This is a genomic window from Rodentibacter haemolyticus (assembly GCF_015356115.1).
GTDB lineage: Bacteria > Pseudomonadota > Gammaproteobacteria > Enterobacterales > Pasteurellaceae > Rodentibacter > Rodentibacter haemolyticus.
In genome coordinates, this window is sequence record NZ_CP063056.1 from 160821 (window position 1) to 177532 (window position 16712).

17 protein-coding genes are annotated in these 16712 nt (G+C 40.7%); 12 read left to right on the plus strand and 5 right to left on the minus strand.

All coding sequences use genetic code 11. The features are described 5' to 3' along the window. The first annotated feature begins 53 nt into the window (after nt 1-53). The 12 genes from lolB to IHV77_RS00880 all read left to right on the plus strand — a co-directional run bounded on the left by lolB (nt 54) and on the right by IHV77_RS00880 (nt 11552). Nucleotides 54-671 carry a lipoprotein insertase outer membrane protein LolB gene (lolB, locus tag IHV77_RS00825; RefSeq protein WP_194812283.1) on the plus strand — a complete coding sequence of 206 codons (618 nt, stop codon included), beginning with the start codon at nt 54-56 and terminating at the stop codon, nt 669-671. After that, a complete protein-coding gene (ispE, locus tag IHV77_RS00830) occupies nt 671-1570 on the plus strand; it encodes a 4-(cytidine 5'-diphospho)-2-C-methyl-D-erythritol kinase (protein WP_194812284.1) in 900 nt (299 codons plus the stop codon). The genes lolB and ispE overlap by 1 nt, the downstream gene beginning before the upstream one ends. 29 nt (nt 1571-1599) lie before the next feature. Then, on the plus strand, nt 1600-2547 hold the full coding sequence (locus IHV77_RS00835) for a ribose-phosphate pyrophosphokinase (RefSeq protein ID WP_194812285.1): 948 nt from the start codon (nt 1600-1602) through the stop codon (nt 2545-2547). 325 nt (nt 2548-2872) lie between these two features. Continuing rightward, a complete protein-coding gene (locus IHV77_RS00840; RefSeq protein ID WP_194812286.1) occupies nt 2873-4765 on the plus strand; it encodes an FTR1 family protein in 1893 nt (630 codons plus the stop codon). A gap of 24 nt (nt 4766-4789) precedes the next feature. Beyond that, nucleotides 4790-5308: an iron transporter gene (locus IHV77_RS00845; protein ID WP_194812287.1), complete on the plus strand. Its 519-nt coding sequence runs from the start codon at nt 4790-4792 to the stop codon at nt 5306-5308. 171 nt (nt 5309-5479) lie between these two features. Beyond that, a complete protein-coding gene (locus tag IHV77_RS00850) occupies nt 5480-6883 on the plus strand; it encodes a Fe-S-containing protein (protein WP_194812288.1) in 1404 nt (467 codons plus the stop codon). A 2-nt stretch (nt 6884-6885) separates the two neighbouring features. Then, nucleotides 6886-8214 (plus strand): ABC transporter permease, encoded by a 1329-nt coding sequence (locus IHV77_RS00855; RefSeq protein ID WP_194812289.1) that lies wholly within the window; start codon nt 6886-6888, stop codon nt 8212-8214. Beyond that, nucleotides 8204-9337 carry an ABC transporter permease gene (locus tag IHV77_RS00860; RefSeq protein WP_194812290.1) on the plus strand — a complete coding sequence of 378 codons (1134 nt, stop codon included), beginning with the start codon at nt 8204-8206 and terminating at the stop codon, nt 9335-9337. The genes IHV77_RS00855 and IHV77_RS00860 overlap by 11 nt, the downstream gene beginning before the upstream one ends. A gap of 20 nt (nt 9338-9357) precedes the next feature. Continuing rightward, nucleotides 9358-10029, plus strand: coding sequence for an ABC transporter ATP-binding protein (locus IHV77_RS00865; RefSeq protein WP_194812291.1), 672 nt, complete (start codon nt 9358-9360; stop codon nt 10027-10029). Then, on the plus strand, nt 10019-10501 hold the full coding sequence (locus IHV77_RS00870; protein WP_194812292.1) for a TlpA family protein disulfide reductase: 483 nt from the start codon (nt 10019-10021) through the stop codon (nt 10499-10501). The genes IHV77_RS00865 and IHV77_RS00870 overlap by 11 nt, the downstream gene beginning before the upstream one ends. A gap of 18 nt (nt 10502-10519) precedes the next feature. Further along, complete coding sequence (locus tag IHV77_RS00875) at nt 10520-10837, plus strand: c-type cytochrome (protein WP_194812293.1); 318 nt, start codon at nt 10520-10522, stop codon at nt 10835-10837. 103 nt (nt 10838-10940) lie between these two features. Beyond that, nucleotides 10941-11552, plus strand: coding sequence for a lipoprotein HlpB (locus tag IHV77_RS00880; RefSeq protein WP_194812294.1), 612 nt, complete (start codon nt 10941-10943; stop codon nt 11550-11552). A gap of 300 nt (nt 11553-11852) precedes the next feature. Here the strand turns inward: IHV77_RS00880 and IHV77_RS00885 are convergent, their stop codons facing one another. Genes IHV77_RS00885 through IHV77_RS00905 form a run of 5 tightly spaced genes read right to left on the minus strand, consistent with a single transcriptional unit; the run spans nt 11853 to nt 16689 of the window. Then, nucleotides 11853-12959, minus strand: coding sequence for a lytic murein transglycosylase (locus tag IHV77_RS00885; protein ID WP_194812295.1), 1107 nt, complete (start codon nt 12957-12959; stop codon nt 11853-11855). Nucleotides 12960-13018: 59 nt separating this feature from the next. Then, nucleotides 13019-13822, minus strand: a complete 804-nt coding sequence (locus IHV77_RS00890; protein ID WP_194812296.1) for a glycosyltransferase family 2 protein — start codon at nt 13820-13822, stop codon at nt 13019-13021. Nucleotides 13823-13844: 22 nt separating this feature from the next. Continuing rightward, the gene (locus IHV77_RS00895) at nt 13845-14726 is read right to left on the minus strand and encodes a glycosyltransferase family 2 protein (protein WP_194812297.1); all 882 of its coding nucleotides are present in this window, start codon (nt 14724-14726) and stop codon (nt 13845-13847) included. After that, nucleotides 14719-15918, minus strand: a complete 1200-nt coding sequence (locus tag IHV77_RS00900) for a hypothetical protein (RefSeq protein ID WP_194812298.1) — start codon at nt 15916-15918, stop codon at nt 14719-14721. Before IHV77_RS00900 ends, IHV77_RS00895 begins: the two co-directional genes overlap by 8 nt. Beyond that, nucleotides 15919-16689 (minus strand): glycosyltransferase family 25 protein, encoded by a 771-nt coding sequence (locus IHV77_RS00905; protein WP_269902542.1) that lies wholly within the window; start codon nt 16687-16689, stop codon nt 15919-15921. Nucleotides 16690-16712: the final 23 nt, after the last annotated feature.

Genomic DNA, 16712 nt, shown 5'->3' on the forward strand with positions numbered 1-16712 from the left:
AAGCAGAGTTAACCTCTTAAAATACCCACAATTTTTTTGGCTTCTTGTAAAATATGAAATCACTTAAATTTTTGACCGCACTTTTTATCACCGCAATGCTGGCGGCCTGCACATTCGATGCGGAACGTCCTACAAACGTACAATATCTTGAAAAAACCGATGCCACTTGGCTGCAACATTTACAAAAAATCGAGAAAATTCAGCAATATCGCGCTAAAGGGCAAATAGGCTATATTAGCCCTAAAGAACGCTTTTCCAGCCGTTTCGAATGGCAATATAAAAATCCGAAATCCTATACGCTGAAACTCTATTCTTTAATCAGTAAATCCACCCTATTAATCGAAATGCACCAACAAGGAATGACCATTTCGGATAACAACGGTAATCAACAATCCGCACGCAATGCAAAATTACTTTTGCAAGAAATGATCGGAATGGATGTACCGCTAGAACACCTAGCCTATTGGTTAAAAGGTCAGCCTACCGGTTCCGATTACAAAGTGGGATTAAATCACTTTCTCGGTGCTTTTAATTTTCCGATTGAAAACACGACTTGGACGGCTGATTATTTAAATTATCACGCAGAAAATGCAATGCCGGAAAATATCTTATTGAAAAATAAAAGCACTTCTCAAACCTTAAAAATTCGTGTAGATGAATGGGCTTTTTAATGAAAACACATCAATTTTCTACCGCACTTTCATCACAACCGGGAAAGCCCAATCGCTTCCCCAGTCCGGCGAAACTGAATTTATTCCTTTATATTAACGGCAAATTGCCCAACGGTTACCACGAACTACAAACGCTTTTTCAATTCCTTGATTTCGGCGATTGGCTTGAAATTGCTGTGCGTGAACAAGATAACCGAATTCTTATTACCCCTGAGTTCCCAAATCTAAAAACCGAAGAGAATTTAATTTATCGCGCTGCAAAATTGTTACAAGAAAAAGCGAATATTTCAAAAGGCGCAAACATTCATTTGGAAAAAATCTTGCCGATAGGTGGCGGTGTGGGTGGCGGTTCTTCTAACGCCGCAACAACATTGGTTGCCCTAAATCATCTTTGGAATGCCGATTTATCCTTAATTGAATTAGCGAAATTAGGGTTAACTCTCGGTGCGGACGTACCGATTTTTGTACACGGACACGCAGCTTTCGCAGAAGGGGTGGGAGAAAAAATGACATATTGTGAGCCGGCTGAAAAATGGTTCGTTGTGTTAAAGCCGGAAAGCGCAATTTCTACTGCCGCTATTTTTAATGATCCGAATTTACCACGTAACACACCAAAGCGTTCTTTAGAAGAACTGCTTGCTTTTCCTTATCAAAACGACTGCGAAAAAATCGTTATAAATCACTATCCGGACGTTGAAAACGCCCTAAGCTGGTTGCTACAATATGCGCCGGCAAGATTGACCGGAACCGGTGCCTGCGTATTCGCCGAATTTGATCATGAAACCGATGCGCAAATATGCTTTCAGCAAAAACCACCCGAACTATTCGGTTTTATTGCGAAAGGACTCAATGTATCACCGTTACATCAACGGTTGAAACAATATAATCTTTCTAATTAATCCACAACCTAACCTGAGGTCATAACAAAATGCCAGACATCAAACTCTTTGCGGGTAATGCAACACCTGAACTTGCTAAACGTATTTCCGAGCGTTTATACATTTCCCTTGGTGATGCGACAGTAGGTCGTTTCAGCGATGGCGAAATTCAAGTTCAAATTAATGAAAACGTGCGTGGTGCGGATGTTTTTATCATCCAATCAACTTGTGCACCGACTAACGATAATTTAATGGAATTAATCGTAATGGTGGATGCATTACGCCGTGCTTCCGCAGGCCGGATCACCGCCGTTATTCCTTATTTCGGTTATGCACGTCAAGATCGCCGCGTACGTTCCGCCCGTGTGCCGATCACCGCTAAAGTTGTGGCGGATATGCTTTCCACCGTAGGTATCGACCGCGTATTAACTTGCGATTTACATGCAGAACAAATCCAAGGTTTCTTTGATGTACCGGTTGATAACGTATTCGGTTCACCGGTATTAATTCACGATATTTTGAAAAAAACGGATCTTGAAAACCCAATCGTGGTTTCTCCGGATATCGGTGGTGTCGTACGCGCCCGTGCGGTCGCAAAATTATTAAACGATACCGATATGGCGATTATCGACAAACGCCGCCCGCACGCAAATGTGGCACAAGTTATGCACATTATCGGTGATGTTGCAGGTCGTGATTGTATTCTTGTCGATGATATGATCGACACCGGCGGAACATTATGTAAAGCGGCGGAAGCCCTAAAAGAACGCGGAGCCAAACGCGTATTTGCTTATGCGACTCACGCGGTGTTTTCCGGCTCGGCTGCGAAAAATCTTTCAAGCGGTGCAATTGATGAAATCGTGGTAACCGACACAATCCCGCTTTCATCGGAAATAAAAAGTATCGGCAAAGTGCGTATTCTGACTCTATCTTCTATGCTTGCTGAAGCGATCCGTCGTATCAGTAACGAAGAATCCATCTCAGCGATGTTTAGCTAATTTTCCGGTATTATATAGCTGTTGCACAAATATTATTAAATAACGATTTCGTAGGGTGGGCAAATTTTTGCCCACCGATTCAAAGAGGGAATTTCAATGCTGGGCAACAATTTGCCCACCCTACTTTTCACATTGTGCAACTGCTACATAATAATATGATTTTCTCAAAGTGCGGTTAAATTTGACCGCACTTTACTCTTCTTTTTCTCCCCAACTACTCTCAAAACTTGACCCATATCACAAAATTGAAACTTCACTATTGAGATTTTCTTCCTATCAATGCATAATACCGATAAATAAGAACCAATCTCATTTAAGGATTCCAATGTTACGTATTCTACGCTATACGTTACTGCTTATACTTTTCTTTTCTCAACCGATTTTGGCACAAGATAATTATCAACAGTGGGTATCGGATATTACCGCCCGCCTAGACAAAACTACTGCGCTACTTCAACAAAATAATCCTGATGATGCCCGTACGGAAGTACAAATGGCATATTTTGAAGTATTTGAGAATTTGGAAGGGCCGATTCGGATTAATTTCTCTGCTCAAAAAAGTTATCAAATGGAGGCAACCTTCGGTGAAATTCGTAAAATGATCGGCGAAGGTAAGCCATTTAATGAGATTCAAGCTAAAATTGACGGTTTAAAACAAGCCTTACAACAAGTGTTGCCCGCTCTTATTGACGGACATCAACTTAATGCTGACGGACAACATAGTGTCTATCAGAACGATCAAATACTCCCCTATTGGCAACAAAATTTTAGAACCATTGACGATTTAGTTGCACAGGCTATTGAAGCGTATGAGTCGGGCGATTTTGCTAAGGCCAAACAGTCATTTCAACAAGCGCAATATGACGGCTACAAAAATTCAGAAATGGAAATGGCGATTCGTACCCATCGTTCTTCCGAACAATCAGCCGCCATCAATCAGCAATTCTATAATTTGATTCGTTTGAGCGAACAAGCAAATCAGATGACGGAAATTGCTTATCAAAGCACGAATCTTCTACAAGATATTGAAGATCAACTACCTAGCTTACCAACCACACGCGAAGAACAGAACATACAAAATAATACGGCACAATCAACGGAAAGCACAGAACAAGATTGGCAAAAAATTGCCGACCAAGTAAATCAAGGTATTCAACAAGCCATTGCACTTTATGAAAAAGGCGAACAGAAAAAAGCGATTCTTTCCGTACAAGATACCTATTTTGATGTGTTTGAAAACAGTGGCATGGAAAATAAAATCGGATCCCGTGACAGTGATTTCAAATCTGAAATTGAAGGCTATTTCACGCGAATGGTCAGTTTAATGAAAGCAAATCAAGGTGATAAATTACAGGCACAAGCGGAAGGCTTAGCCCAAAACTTAGAAAAAGCCGTCAATATGTTACAGGGTGGAGAACAAAGCGACTGGTCGCTATTCCTATATAGCTTATTGATTATCTTACGTGAAGGTTTGGAAGCCCTGTTAATTGTTGCCGCTATTGTCGCCTACTTGGTAAAAAACAATCATCAAGACAAATTGCCGACGATTCGCCAATCCGTTTATGTAGCGCTTATCGCCAGTGTCATCACGGCATTTATCTTCCAGCTTATCTTTGAAAACTCCGGTCAACATCGTGAATTATTAGAAGGTTTTACCATGATGATTGCTGTCGTTATGCTCTTTATGATGAGCTACTGGCTCCTTTCAAAAGTGGAAGCACAAAACTGGAAACGCTACTTAGAGGGTAAACTTTCCACTGCATTGACCACAGGATCTTTAGTCGGATTATGGCTTACCAGCTTTTTAGCAGTGTATCGTGAAGGAGCGGAGACCGTCTTATTTTACTATGCCCTTGCCGGTGATGCCAAAAGTGCGGTCGGTTTAATTTATCTTTTCGCCGGTTTCCTTGTAGGCGCATTTCTACTGGTAATCTGCTACCTCATTATGCGCTACACCGTAGTGAAATTACCCCTTAAACCTTTCTTTATGTTTACAGGTATATTTATGTATGTGATGGCATTCGTGTTTGCCGGTAAATCGGTATTAGAACTGATTGAAGGTAAATTATTCGAGCCGACACTCATTAATAATGCACCGGAAATTTCGTGGCTCGGCATCTACCCTTATGTCGAAACCTTAGTTCCGCAAGTTATTTTAATCATCGCTGCCCTTTTTGCCTTAGTGGTGATGAAATATCAAAGTAAAAAATCCGTATAACCTCTAAATCTAGGAGATTTTAATATGAAAAAAGCACTCATTGCGACCGCACTTAGCGCAGGTTTATTCGCTGCAAGCGCTCAAGCATTCACAGAATACCCAATCGGCGAAGCTGTTACGATGAACGGTATGGAAATCGCAGCCGTTTATTTAAAACCGATTGATATGGAACCTCGCGGTATGGGCTTACCGGCAGCAAAAGCCGATATTCACTTAGAAGCGGATATTCATTCGGTAAAAGGTAATAAAAATGGATTTGGCGATGGCGAATGGATGCCTTATCTCACCATTAACTACACTTTAGTCAATACTGATACCGGTGAAAAACAAGAAGGTACTTTCATGCCAATGGTTGCCGGCGATGGTCCACATTATGGTGCAAACATAAAGATGATGGGAGTGGGTAACTATAAAGTAACTTATCATATTGATCCGCCGTCAAAAGCCGGTATGCACCGCCATACGGATGAAGACACAGGTGTAGGCCGTTGGTGGAAACCTTTTGATGTCAGTTATGAGTTTAAATTTACCGGATTGAAATAATTTTTCACACCATATCCGAATATCCCTCTCTCGATTGCAAACGGGAGAGGAGAAAGAAAAAAGGGAAATTCAATTATTGCTTTCCCTTTTTCCAGTAAAATTGCCGAGTATAACTTCCGCCTTTCTTGTCGGAATTTGGGCAAAGAAATGTAATATCTATCTTCGTTGTTTATGACCTACTTTTTCGTCTTTCTACTACAATCCCTATTGCCGGTTTCACTTTTACTCGGTGCATCTTGGGCAATAAAACAAAATGTGATTTCCCCCAAACGCCTCATTTGGTTGAGTCTTTTAGGATTGGGCAGTGGCATTTTGCTACGCCTTAATTTACCTAACGGGCAAATACCGAATCTGATTCTCACCACTGGCTTTTTAATTTCTTTCTTACTCTTTGCGCTAAGTCAACGGATAAATTCCACGATAATTACCGCCTTTTGGCAATTTACCTTAATGCTCATTGCCGGTGCAATTTGGGCGAAAGATCCCAACATTACCGTTCTAACAAACACAGATGTCATCAACACCGATTTTATTTTGAACCTAAGTGTGGTTATTTTCGGTGTGATTTTATGCTTTGCCGTCTCGGCTTGGAACTATCTCTTACTCAAACAACAAAAAACAGAGAGAAAATCCACCGCACTTTTCGCCCTTAATTTCCTGCTTTGGTTTGCCTTAGTGCTTCCACTATCGGGGGAATTATTGCTTATTTTGATGAAATTACAGATAGTTGAACTCACTAAAGAGCGGTTAAGTTTTGCGGCAAAATCAGGCAACCTGACAACTTGGTTAAATGTAATCTGCGTAACAATAATGTTCGTTACCTTAGCAATATTTACATTTAAAACGCATTTTACACGCAAAGCACAAGCCAAAACCGTATCGGATCCGATTGAAAAGCGTAAAAAATTGGCTACAGTGCGAACTTCAAAACGAATCATTTATTGGGGATTATTTGCCGCTATTTTTATTGCGGCAAGCCAACTTTATTGGCAACAGGTGGCTTCCCGTCCACCGCAACTTTCCGAGGCCGCTCCCGTAAATCTTGATCAAGCGCAACAAGTGCATATCCCTATTGAACAAGTGAAAGACGGTAAACTTCACCGCTTTGTATGGATCGCAGATGATGGAAAAGCCGTACGGTTTTTTATTATTAACCGCCAACCGGGAAAGCTCAGCCTTGCCGCCGTATTCGATGCCTGCTTATTATGCGGTGATCAAGGCTACGTGATGCAAGGCAATCAGGTTGTGTGCGTAGGCTGCGGCGTACATATGTTTATTCCGTCTATCGGCAAACCGGGAGGCTGTAATCCCGTGCCGATTGAAGATTGGCAACAAACGGAAAATGAGATCATCATCAGCCGCACTTCATTAGAGGACGGGTTAAATTTATTTACTACCATTATGGAAATTGAAGTGCAAGATCCCATTAGCGGTGCAAAATTAAAAAATACTCAAACGGAGCATAAATACAGTTACGAAAATCATACTTACTTCTTTGAGAATGAAAAAAATCTTGAGTTGTTCCGCGATGATCCTGAAAAATATTTAGGCAACAAAAAGGGGAAAGAGGAATAACAATGTTAACCAGAATGTTATTTCAATCTTGGCGTTTTGGCATTAAGCGCAAATTATTAGCGATTATCACCCTGTTTTTAGCCGCCGGTTTAGTATCGGCATTGCTTGCAGTATCTATTGATATCGGCGATAAAATGGCAAAAGAATTGAAATCTTACGGTGCCAATATCTTAATTGAACCTGCAAGCAATGCGGCGCTACCGAATGAATTTAACACCGTGACGACACTCTCAAGCCAAGATTTTATTGATGAAAAAGAGTTACCGAATATCAAAGATATTTTTTGGCGCAATAATATCGTGGGCTTTGCCCCGCAATTAAGTGCGGTGGTGAACGCAGAAAAAACATCGGAAAAATCAACCGCACTTTTTGAACGCATATCTATTCTCGGTACCTTTTTTGATCACAACATCGCTATTCCTGATGAAGACGATTATCACACTGGGCAACGTATTATCAGTCCTTATTGGCAGGTGCAAGGCAATTGGGTAGATGATTCCCAAGATAATTTCGGTGAGCAAATTCCCGTACTTATCGGCGTACAACTCTCCGAACGCTACGGCTGGAAAATTGACGATTCATTGAATTTAAGTTATCAAGAAAATGATTTTAACCGCCAAAGTGCGGTCAAAATTCAGGGTATTTTAACAACCGGTGGGGCGGAAGATAATCAAATCGTGATGCCGTTAAGTGCCGCACAAATGCTACTCGGTTTAGAAGGCAAAATACAATCGGTAAAAGTCTCTGCCCTCACTGTGCCGGAAAATTCACTCTCACGTAAGGCGCGGGCAAATACGGATGCTTTAGATGCGGAAGAATATGATCGCTGGTATTGCACCGCCTACGTATCTTCCATTTCTCACCAATTAGAGGAGGCGATTTCCGGTGCGATTGTTCGCCCGATTTGGCAGGTTGCGGCATCGGAAGGTGTCGTCATCGGCAAAATTCAATTATTGCTTGCCGTAGTTACCATCGCGGCCTTGGTTGCCGCCGCAATGGGTATCGCTTCATTAATGAGTTCCTCAATTATTGAGCGGGCAAAAGAAATCGGCTTAATGAAAGCCTTGGGTGCATACCAATGGCAGATTGTCTTACTCTTTTATTGCGAGGCCATTCTCAGCGCACTTATCGGTGGTTCACTCGGTTGTATTGCCGGCTGGGGATTAGCAAAATTTATCGGCTCCGCATTATTCGGTGCACCACTTGATTTTGCTTGGATCGTTATCCCCTGCGTGTTGGTACTTTCCGTTTTAATTGCGCTGATTGGCACTTGGTTTCCGGCACATCGTATAGCCAAACTTTACCCTATTGAGGTGCTTTATGGCAGATAATAGAAGTATGTTTTGGCGGTTGATTTTCCACTCACTTCGCCTACGTTTGCAACGCGTCCTGATTATTTTCACCGCATTAACGGTTGGTGCGGGGATTGTAACGGCTATGGCTGGCGTGTATTTCGACATTAACACCAAGATGAGCCAAGAGCTCCGCACTTTCGGCGCAAATTTCTATATTGGTTCGGCAAACGGCGATATGATAAAAGTCGAGCAGCTTGATGACATTATTCAGCGCGCCCCACAAAATCTAATTACTGCCGCTAGTCCTTACCTTTATGGTGTAGCACGTAGTGAACTGGAAAAAATTGTTATTATGGGCGTACGTTTCGAAGGAATACGGGCTTTAGTCCCTTATTGGCAAATTAACGGTTCTGCAATTAATGTAAGTTTTGATGATCGTAATGCGATGATTGGCAAAAGCCTTGCGGAAAGGCTTCACTTAAAACTTGGCGATAAATTGCAATTATCAAAAAATGCCGTAGAAAAACATCAATTTACCATTAAAGCCATTGTGGAAGCCGGCGATGCCACGGATAATATGCTAATCGTGAATTTGGAATTTGCTCAAAACTGGCTGGAAAAAGAGGGGCTTGCAAATAATGCCCTGCTCAACGTGAGAAATGAATCCGGTCAAGTGGAACAATTTGCGGATAACATAATGCAGCATCATAAAGATCTTGTGGCTCGCCCTATCCGTAAGGTATCCGCTTCAGAGGGACAAATTTTAGATAAAATCAAAGGGCTGATGGGATTAATTTCTTTCGTTATTTTAGTGCTTGCCACACTTTGTGTGAACACCACATTAATTGCTATTGTGGGGGAGCGCGCCAAAGAATTTGCCCTGCAAAAAGCATTGGGAGCAAAAAGATCCGATATTATCAAACAAATCTGTACCGAAATCCTTATTATTGCCTGTGCGGCAATCGTGGCGGGATTAGGCTTAGGTTATTTACTCGCACAGATTTTAGGGTTAACCGTATTTAAATCCTATATTGATATGCGATTACCCGTACTCCCGATAACCATTATACTTTCCTTATTCGTTGCGTTTATTGCCGTGATTATTCCGACACGTAGCGCGCTGAATATTCAAATGGCAAATGTATTGAAAGGTGAATAAAAGAAAAATCAGAGAAAACTATGACCCAATTTGTGATCGAAACTCAACATTTATACAAACGCTTCGGGCAAGTTACCGCCCTTGAAGACATTAACATTCAAATTAAGCAAGGGGAATTCGTTGCCATTATGGGGGCATCCGGTTCCGGCAAAACAACCTTGATGAACATTCTCACCGGGTTAGATACCGCCACCGAGGGGAAAGTGATCTTAGACGGTGTAGATGCAGCGCAGTTAGATGAAATCGGCCGTCAACGTTTTCGAGCGGAAAAAATCGGTTTAGTCTTCCAACAATTCCATCTCATTCCTTATTTGACCGCACTTGAGAACGTTATGCTGGCCCAACATTACCATAGCGTAATTGATGAAGCGGCTGCCAAAGCCGTGCTGGGACAAGTGGGATTAGGACACCGTATCGATCATCGACCAAGCCAACTGTCCGGCGGGGAACAACAGCGCGTATGTATAGCCCGAGCCTTGGTGAACCAAGCGCCGGTCATTTTTGCCGATGAACCTACCGGTAATTTAGACGAAAAAAATGAAGCTTTAGTGCTGGATCTCTTGCAACAATTAAATCATGAAGGCAGAACCATCGTAATGGTTACCCACAATCCGGAACTCGGTGAACTCACCAATCGCACCCTTTATCTTCAACATGGTAAATTTTTACGGGAACAACAAAATGAACATTAATTTATTATTCAAATCCTTATTATTAAGTGCGGTCGTTTTCGGCACGGTTTCTTGCAAGGAGGAAACCGCCGCCCTAGGTAAACACGCACCTGAACTTGCCGCCTATGATTTACAGGGTAAGCAAGTGAATTTACAGGATTGGCAAGGCACCCGCTTACTCACTTTTTGGTCGGAAACTTGCGGTCACTGTATTGTTGAACTTAAAGAAGTTGAAAAACTTGCAACATTGTATCCAAATAAAGTACAGCTTATTGCAATTAATGTGGACGGTGAAAATATGGATACGAAAGCGGTAGTCGCCAAGCACCGACTCACTCAATCGGTGATTAAAGATCAAATGAAAATCACTGCCGAACGCTACCAATTAGTCGGTACCCCCACTTCATTTGTTATTGACGAAAAAGGCAATATTCAAGCAAAATTTGAAGGGAAAATTCCTCAACAAGAACTGGATAAATTATTCAAAGGATAAAGCCTTAAGATAAAAACTATGAAACGACTTTACTTAATTCTCACCGCTCTATTCGGTATTGCCTTTTTTGCGCAAGCGGAGCCACAAGCAAATGCCGATTTCAGCAAAGCAGAAAAAATTTATAAACGTTCCTGTGCGACCTGCCACGGAAAACGTGGTGAAAAACCGGCAATGGGCGAATCAAGAATCATCAATCAGTTAAAAACAGAAGTGATTTTGACCGCACTTTTAGATCGCAAAAACGGGAAAATTATCGGTGCCGGAAATCCGGCAAAGCAACGCTTAAACGAGGAAGAAATCAAAGCCTTGTCTGAATTTATTCCAACATTAAAATAAATGTCTTGAAATTTTTTTAAACTAATATCAGAATAAACGGTCTCAAAGGAGATTGGCATTCACCGCCAAGAAACTATCTTAATTTTAACGTAAAGGATTATTTATGAACAAGTTTACTAAAATTAGCGCAACAGCATTATTCGCTTTATTTTTAACCGCTTGCGAAAAACCGGCAGACAAATCGGCTGAAGCAGCAAAACCTGAAACAGCCCAAACTGCACAAACGGCAGAGGCGGCTAAACCGGCAATGAGTGCGGAAGAACAAGAAAAAGCGGACTACGAAAAATTAATCGCGTGGAACCAAGCTGAAGGTGCAATGCAAGCTCAAAACACTCAAAAATTACAGCAAGAATTAAATGCTGCCGCTGAAGCTAAAGATGAAAACAAAGTGAAAGTGGCAATTGAAGAATATAACAAAACCGTTCAAGCAACTATCGCAAGCTTAGAGGCTATTGACATTAAATCCGAGTCAATCAATGCGGCAAAAGCTAAAACAAAAGAAGTTTTAACGCTTGCAAGTCAATTATTAGTTGATCAATTAAATGTGAAAACGGAAGATGATAGAAAAGCTTATGGTGAAAAAGCAGCTCAATTACAGAATGAGATGCAAGCGTTAGCCCAACTTAGCGCACAAATTGAAGCGAAATTCAATCCGGCTCCGGCTCAACAAGCACCTGTTGCAGAACAACCTGCTCAAGCACCGGCAACAAAATAATTATCTTCACATGATAGTGAATTAAGTTAAAATGGATACAAAGGCAAGCCGAAGACAGTCCGAACAGTTCGGCGAGATTCAGTAGACATTTTAAAATTTAAACGAAAAAAACAGCGGTCAAATTGACCGCTGTTTTTTTTTCGGTATTATGGATCAGTCGCATAAAGAGAATTTTATATCCAATATTTATCGGGGTAAGGTGCGTTAAGCTTCGCGTAACGCACCGCTTCATCATTAAACCCTCTATTGGTGTACGGCTGCATCTACGATGATTCGTGAAATACTACAATGCGGTATTTTTTATAGCCCGAGCCTCTCTTTAATTCGATCTGCAAACATTCCGATACTGACTGCAAAATAGTTCGATCTGTTCCAATCTAAGATAGTACGAAAATTGTTTGAAACCAAAAACGCTCGTCCCACTTCCTTATCCGGGCGAACCAGCCAAAGATCCGTATGAGAAAGAGCACTTAATTTTGCTTGTTCTTGCGCACTAAAACCAATCGGAATTACACCGAGCGATTGCCATGAACTAAGCGAACGGGCTTTATTTTTCTCAATCCCTGCAAGGGATAAATCAAGCGGTTGATTCAGTGTTACTTCCACACCCCAAGGCAATTTATCGTTCCAACCTACCGAATGTAAATAGTTTGCAATAGAAGCAAAGGTATCAAATTGATTTGTCCAAATATCTTTCACTCCATCATCATTACCATCCGCCGCATAGTTTAAAAAAGCGCTCGGCATAAATTGGGTTTGTCCCATAGCACCCGCCCATGATCCCAACATTCTATGACGTTGAATATCATTACGCGCCAACATTTTCATCGCATTCACAAATTCTTTACTGAACAATGTTTCACGTCTGCCGTCAAAAGCCAATGTCGCTAAAACGGAAAGAACATCATAATTACCTTGGTAGTGTCCAAAACTGCTTTCCATTCCCCATAAAGCAAGCAAATATTCTTGCTGCACACCATAACGTTGGCTGGCACGTTGCAATGGAACCTGTACCTCCCAATAGCGTTCTTCTGCCACATCCACTTTATTATTGGTTAGCACTTTATTAAGATAATTTGTCGTGCCATTTGGATTTAATACCGGTGGTTTACTTGGATCACGCTTTGTAATTCTTCCGGCTTGAGTGCGATCCAGCCTTACCGCTTTTTCGATATACTGAATATTATTTTGCACATTCAATACCGAACCCGATACCCCTTCAGCTGCGGCTTTACCTTTTAAGAATTGAACATAATCGTTAAAATTATCGAGGGTGCGGGGTTTGTTGTAAGCAGAGTGGCTGCTGACCATTGGAATTTTTGTTGTAGAAGAAGTTTGCGTATCAGCGGAACAACCTACAACGAAACAAGATAAAAGTGCGGTCGATACTAGCGAAATTTTTTTCATTTGCTTTCCTTTAGATCACTGAATGTAAATAGCTTTTTCTTTGCTAAAGATAAAAATTTTTATTTCCTCAAAAACTTATGATAAACCGCCTTCAGTAATGAAGTCGGTAATAAGCGCGAACCGAAACGTAAAGCAAAGGTAACCAAACCGGATAGCCAACCCTGAATCCCCAAACGATATTTTAATTTAAACAAACGCCACTCAGCCTTGGCTTGCTCCAGACCACGGCGACGTCCTACCATACCATTCCCTACGCGTGCATAAACCAAAATATCAGGCAAATTCGCCACAGGTTTACCTTGTGCCACCAGTTTTATCCACAAATAATAATCTTCTTGTAAATCTTCATAACCGCCACAATGAATAACCGCATTTTTTTGATATGCCACCGTCATATGATTAAACGGGCAACGTTTTTTAGTAAAGTTTACAATATCTTGTGTCTGTGTCGGTACGTTACGATAAGCCACAATATCATTCACATTTTCACCAAATTCGGCAATTTGCCCGCCGAAAATAATAGTTTCCGGATTTCGTTCAATAAATGCGATTTGTTTTTCAAAACGCTGTGGCACACAAACATCATCCGTATCCATACGAAAAACCCAATCGTGTGAACAATGTTTTAATCCCTCATTCAGTGCTTTGCCTAATCCCAGATTTTGTGACAATTTCACTAATTTTAACGGCAATTTTGATTCAAATTCTGACACAACGGTCTCTAACTCCGTTGTTACCCCACCATCAAACACTAAAACGATTTCATCGGCTTGATGAGTTTGTATCATCAAACTTTCAAAACATTCTCTTAGATATTGTGGTTTTTCCTTAATATATAAGGACATTAAAACTGAAAATTTCATCACTACCCTTTCGCTACCCAATTTATACAAAACGCTTCAAATGAATTGCCAATTTGGGGGAAATATATACCACCAATGCAATGATCAAGGATTTAATACTTTTCGTTTGTTTAAAAATCTCAAAATAATATTTTGCCGCTTGTCGCGATAAATTCATCACGTGCGGATACGCTAGCATATATTGTGCATTAACGGCAAAATTGCGTGCCTGTTCTGCTGTTTCAATATAATTCGCTTGAATATAATCAATGGCTTTTTGTGTATGAGTGGTATCCGTTGAAACGCTGGAACGTTTTGTATGAAATGTGCAATGAGTTAGCGGCTCATCTATTTTATAAGGCTTGAAACCCGGTTCTTTTATTAATTTCAATAAAAAATCATAATCTTCCAGTGAACGAAGTGCGGTCGATAATCCGCCTATTTTTAAGAAAAGCGCTTTCTTCACCGCAATCATCGGCATTCCACCGATTTTGTTGGCAAGTAAAAGACGTTCAATACTAATCTCTTGCGGTTCAATCGGATGTGTTACATAACTAAAGCCTTCATTCACCATTTCACATTTTGCCGGATGATAAATAAAGTTGATATCAGGGTGAGTAGTAATAATCTTCGCCAAATATTCGCATTTGTGATGAACAAAACGATCATCATCATCTAAAAATAGCAGCCATTCAGCCTTTGCCATGCGTGCGCCGATATTACGGCTTTCAGCCGCCCCCTGATTGATTTCATTACGAATAATACGTACTTCAAAAGGATAGATTTTGTTCAGCACGACAGGTTCTTTTGAACAATCATCTACAATCACTACTTCAAAATGATGAACGCTTTGCTTCTCCAAACTTTCCAGCAATGCCGGAATTTCTTCTTTTCGATTATAAGACGGCACGATAATGCTAAACATACTTTGCCTCCTTTTGTTTTAAGAAAATCCATTGTTTACCCTGCGAGCCGAATAATGACAAAAACATCAACATAATAAACATAATCCCCGGGAAGGCAAAAGTATCGGCTTTTACATTACAGGCTGTGAGAATAATAAATGTGGAAAGAATAAATTTCCAACTACCGTCAAACCAATTCAACGCAACTTTTCGCACAAAATAAAATGAGACGAAAAAACACACTAAAACATAAAACACGCCGCCATACAAAATTTGGCGTAAGAAACCGGAATCCGTATTGCCATAATAACGTCCCACTTCCGACTGCCCCGTCATATACATCCCATCGCCTGTGATAAATTGCTTCAAAGTTGGCAAGAATAAGTGATTTTTCATTAAAGTATCCGTGGAAGAACTCACCAAACCGGCACCATGAAGCAGATTGATAACAGGCTCTAAAGCGTGTGCGACATAAGGATTTTGCGGTAAGAAATAGGCAAGCCCAAGCACCAATACTGCAAAAGTAATCAAGGAAGGAACATATCGCCATTTAAAATATACGGCGATGCTCACAACGGAAAGCAACAAAAAAGTCCTGCCTGAAATCAGCCCGATACACAATATCAAAAATACAAAGACGCTCGGAATAACATTATGTTTTGCGTTGTAAGCCAGTAAAAAATGGAACAAAACGAGGTAAAACAAACTTAATTGAAAAAATGCCGTTGCGGTTAGGTTATAGAGGCGATATTCCTGTTCGGAACCATAAAACCGTGCCGGCAAAACGGCATTGGTAGAAAGCAGAAAATCCACTAAAAATGAAACGCCGAATAATGCAGCCGCTCCTAGCACAAACTGTATAATCACACCAATTTGAAGATCCCGCACCATAAGTCGCTGCCCATTAGGCACGGCATAAAATGTGTTATAAAGCCCAATACCAAAGATAAATAAAATCAGCGCCTTTAAATACATCATAATGACGGAAAGATCGCGCGAATCGTTTATCAATAACGGAATTACACTCAGTACAATCAACCCGACAAGTACCGCAAGGCTATCCAAGGGAATAATAATCCCTTGTGTACATTGCTTTTTCATATAACGATACACCAACAGAATAACAGCCGCTAAACCTGCCACAACCGACATACGCACTACGTGAAAAAGCCAAGGATCGTAAATATAGAAAAAGTTAAAAAGTGCGGTCATTTATTTTCCTAAATTTTTCTGAATCGCCATTAATTTTTTCAGCGGATATTTAATCAATTTTTTCACTAAATTATTCGCTTGAGAACCGCGAATCGCTTCTAAATTGCTCGTTAACTTCGGGTTTTCAATCACCATTAAAGGACGCACCACTTGGTTTTGTAAAGCAAACTGCATTTCAAATAATAAAAAATCATCGGCAAGCCAAAAAGGTTTAACTTGTTCAAGTTGCTTTAAAAAAATACGGGCTGCCGATTTTTTAATTAAATACCCCACTGTGCCGGCAAAATAACTTTTATAAGGATAAGCATAAGTTACATCGCCCACTTTATGACGAAAAAAAGAGAAAGTTGTCGGATAATTAATTTCTAATTCCGAATCATCAAAAGTCGCAATTTTTGATTGTCCGATCAAAATAATAGGCATTTCATCTTTTTGCGATAAAAGTGCGGTCAAATTTTTCTGAAAATTTGGCGCAAACAGCGCATCATCTTCACAGATGAGGGCATAATCATCTTCAGCGACGTTTTCATCCGCCACAATCAAACGATATACCTCCAAATGACTTAGGGTACAACCAATCTCACCCTTGGTGACTTTACGCCCGTATTGCCGTTCAAACTTAGATAAATCGAATTGTTCGTCCAGCTCGCCCCACTCAAGCTGCATCGTATTCAGCGCAGGAAAAATGCGAAAACCCGCCGTATCCGGTTGTGAGAAAAAAAGCTCACGGCGTTGCACATCTTTATCAAGGGAAATCAAATATTTATTCATAATTATCTCGATTAATTTATACC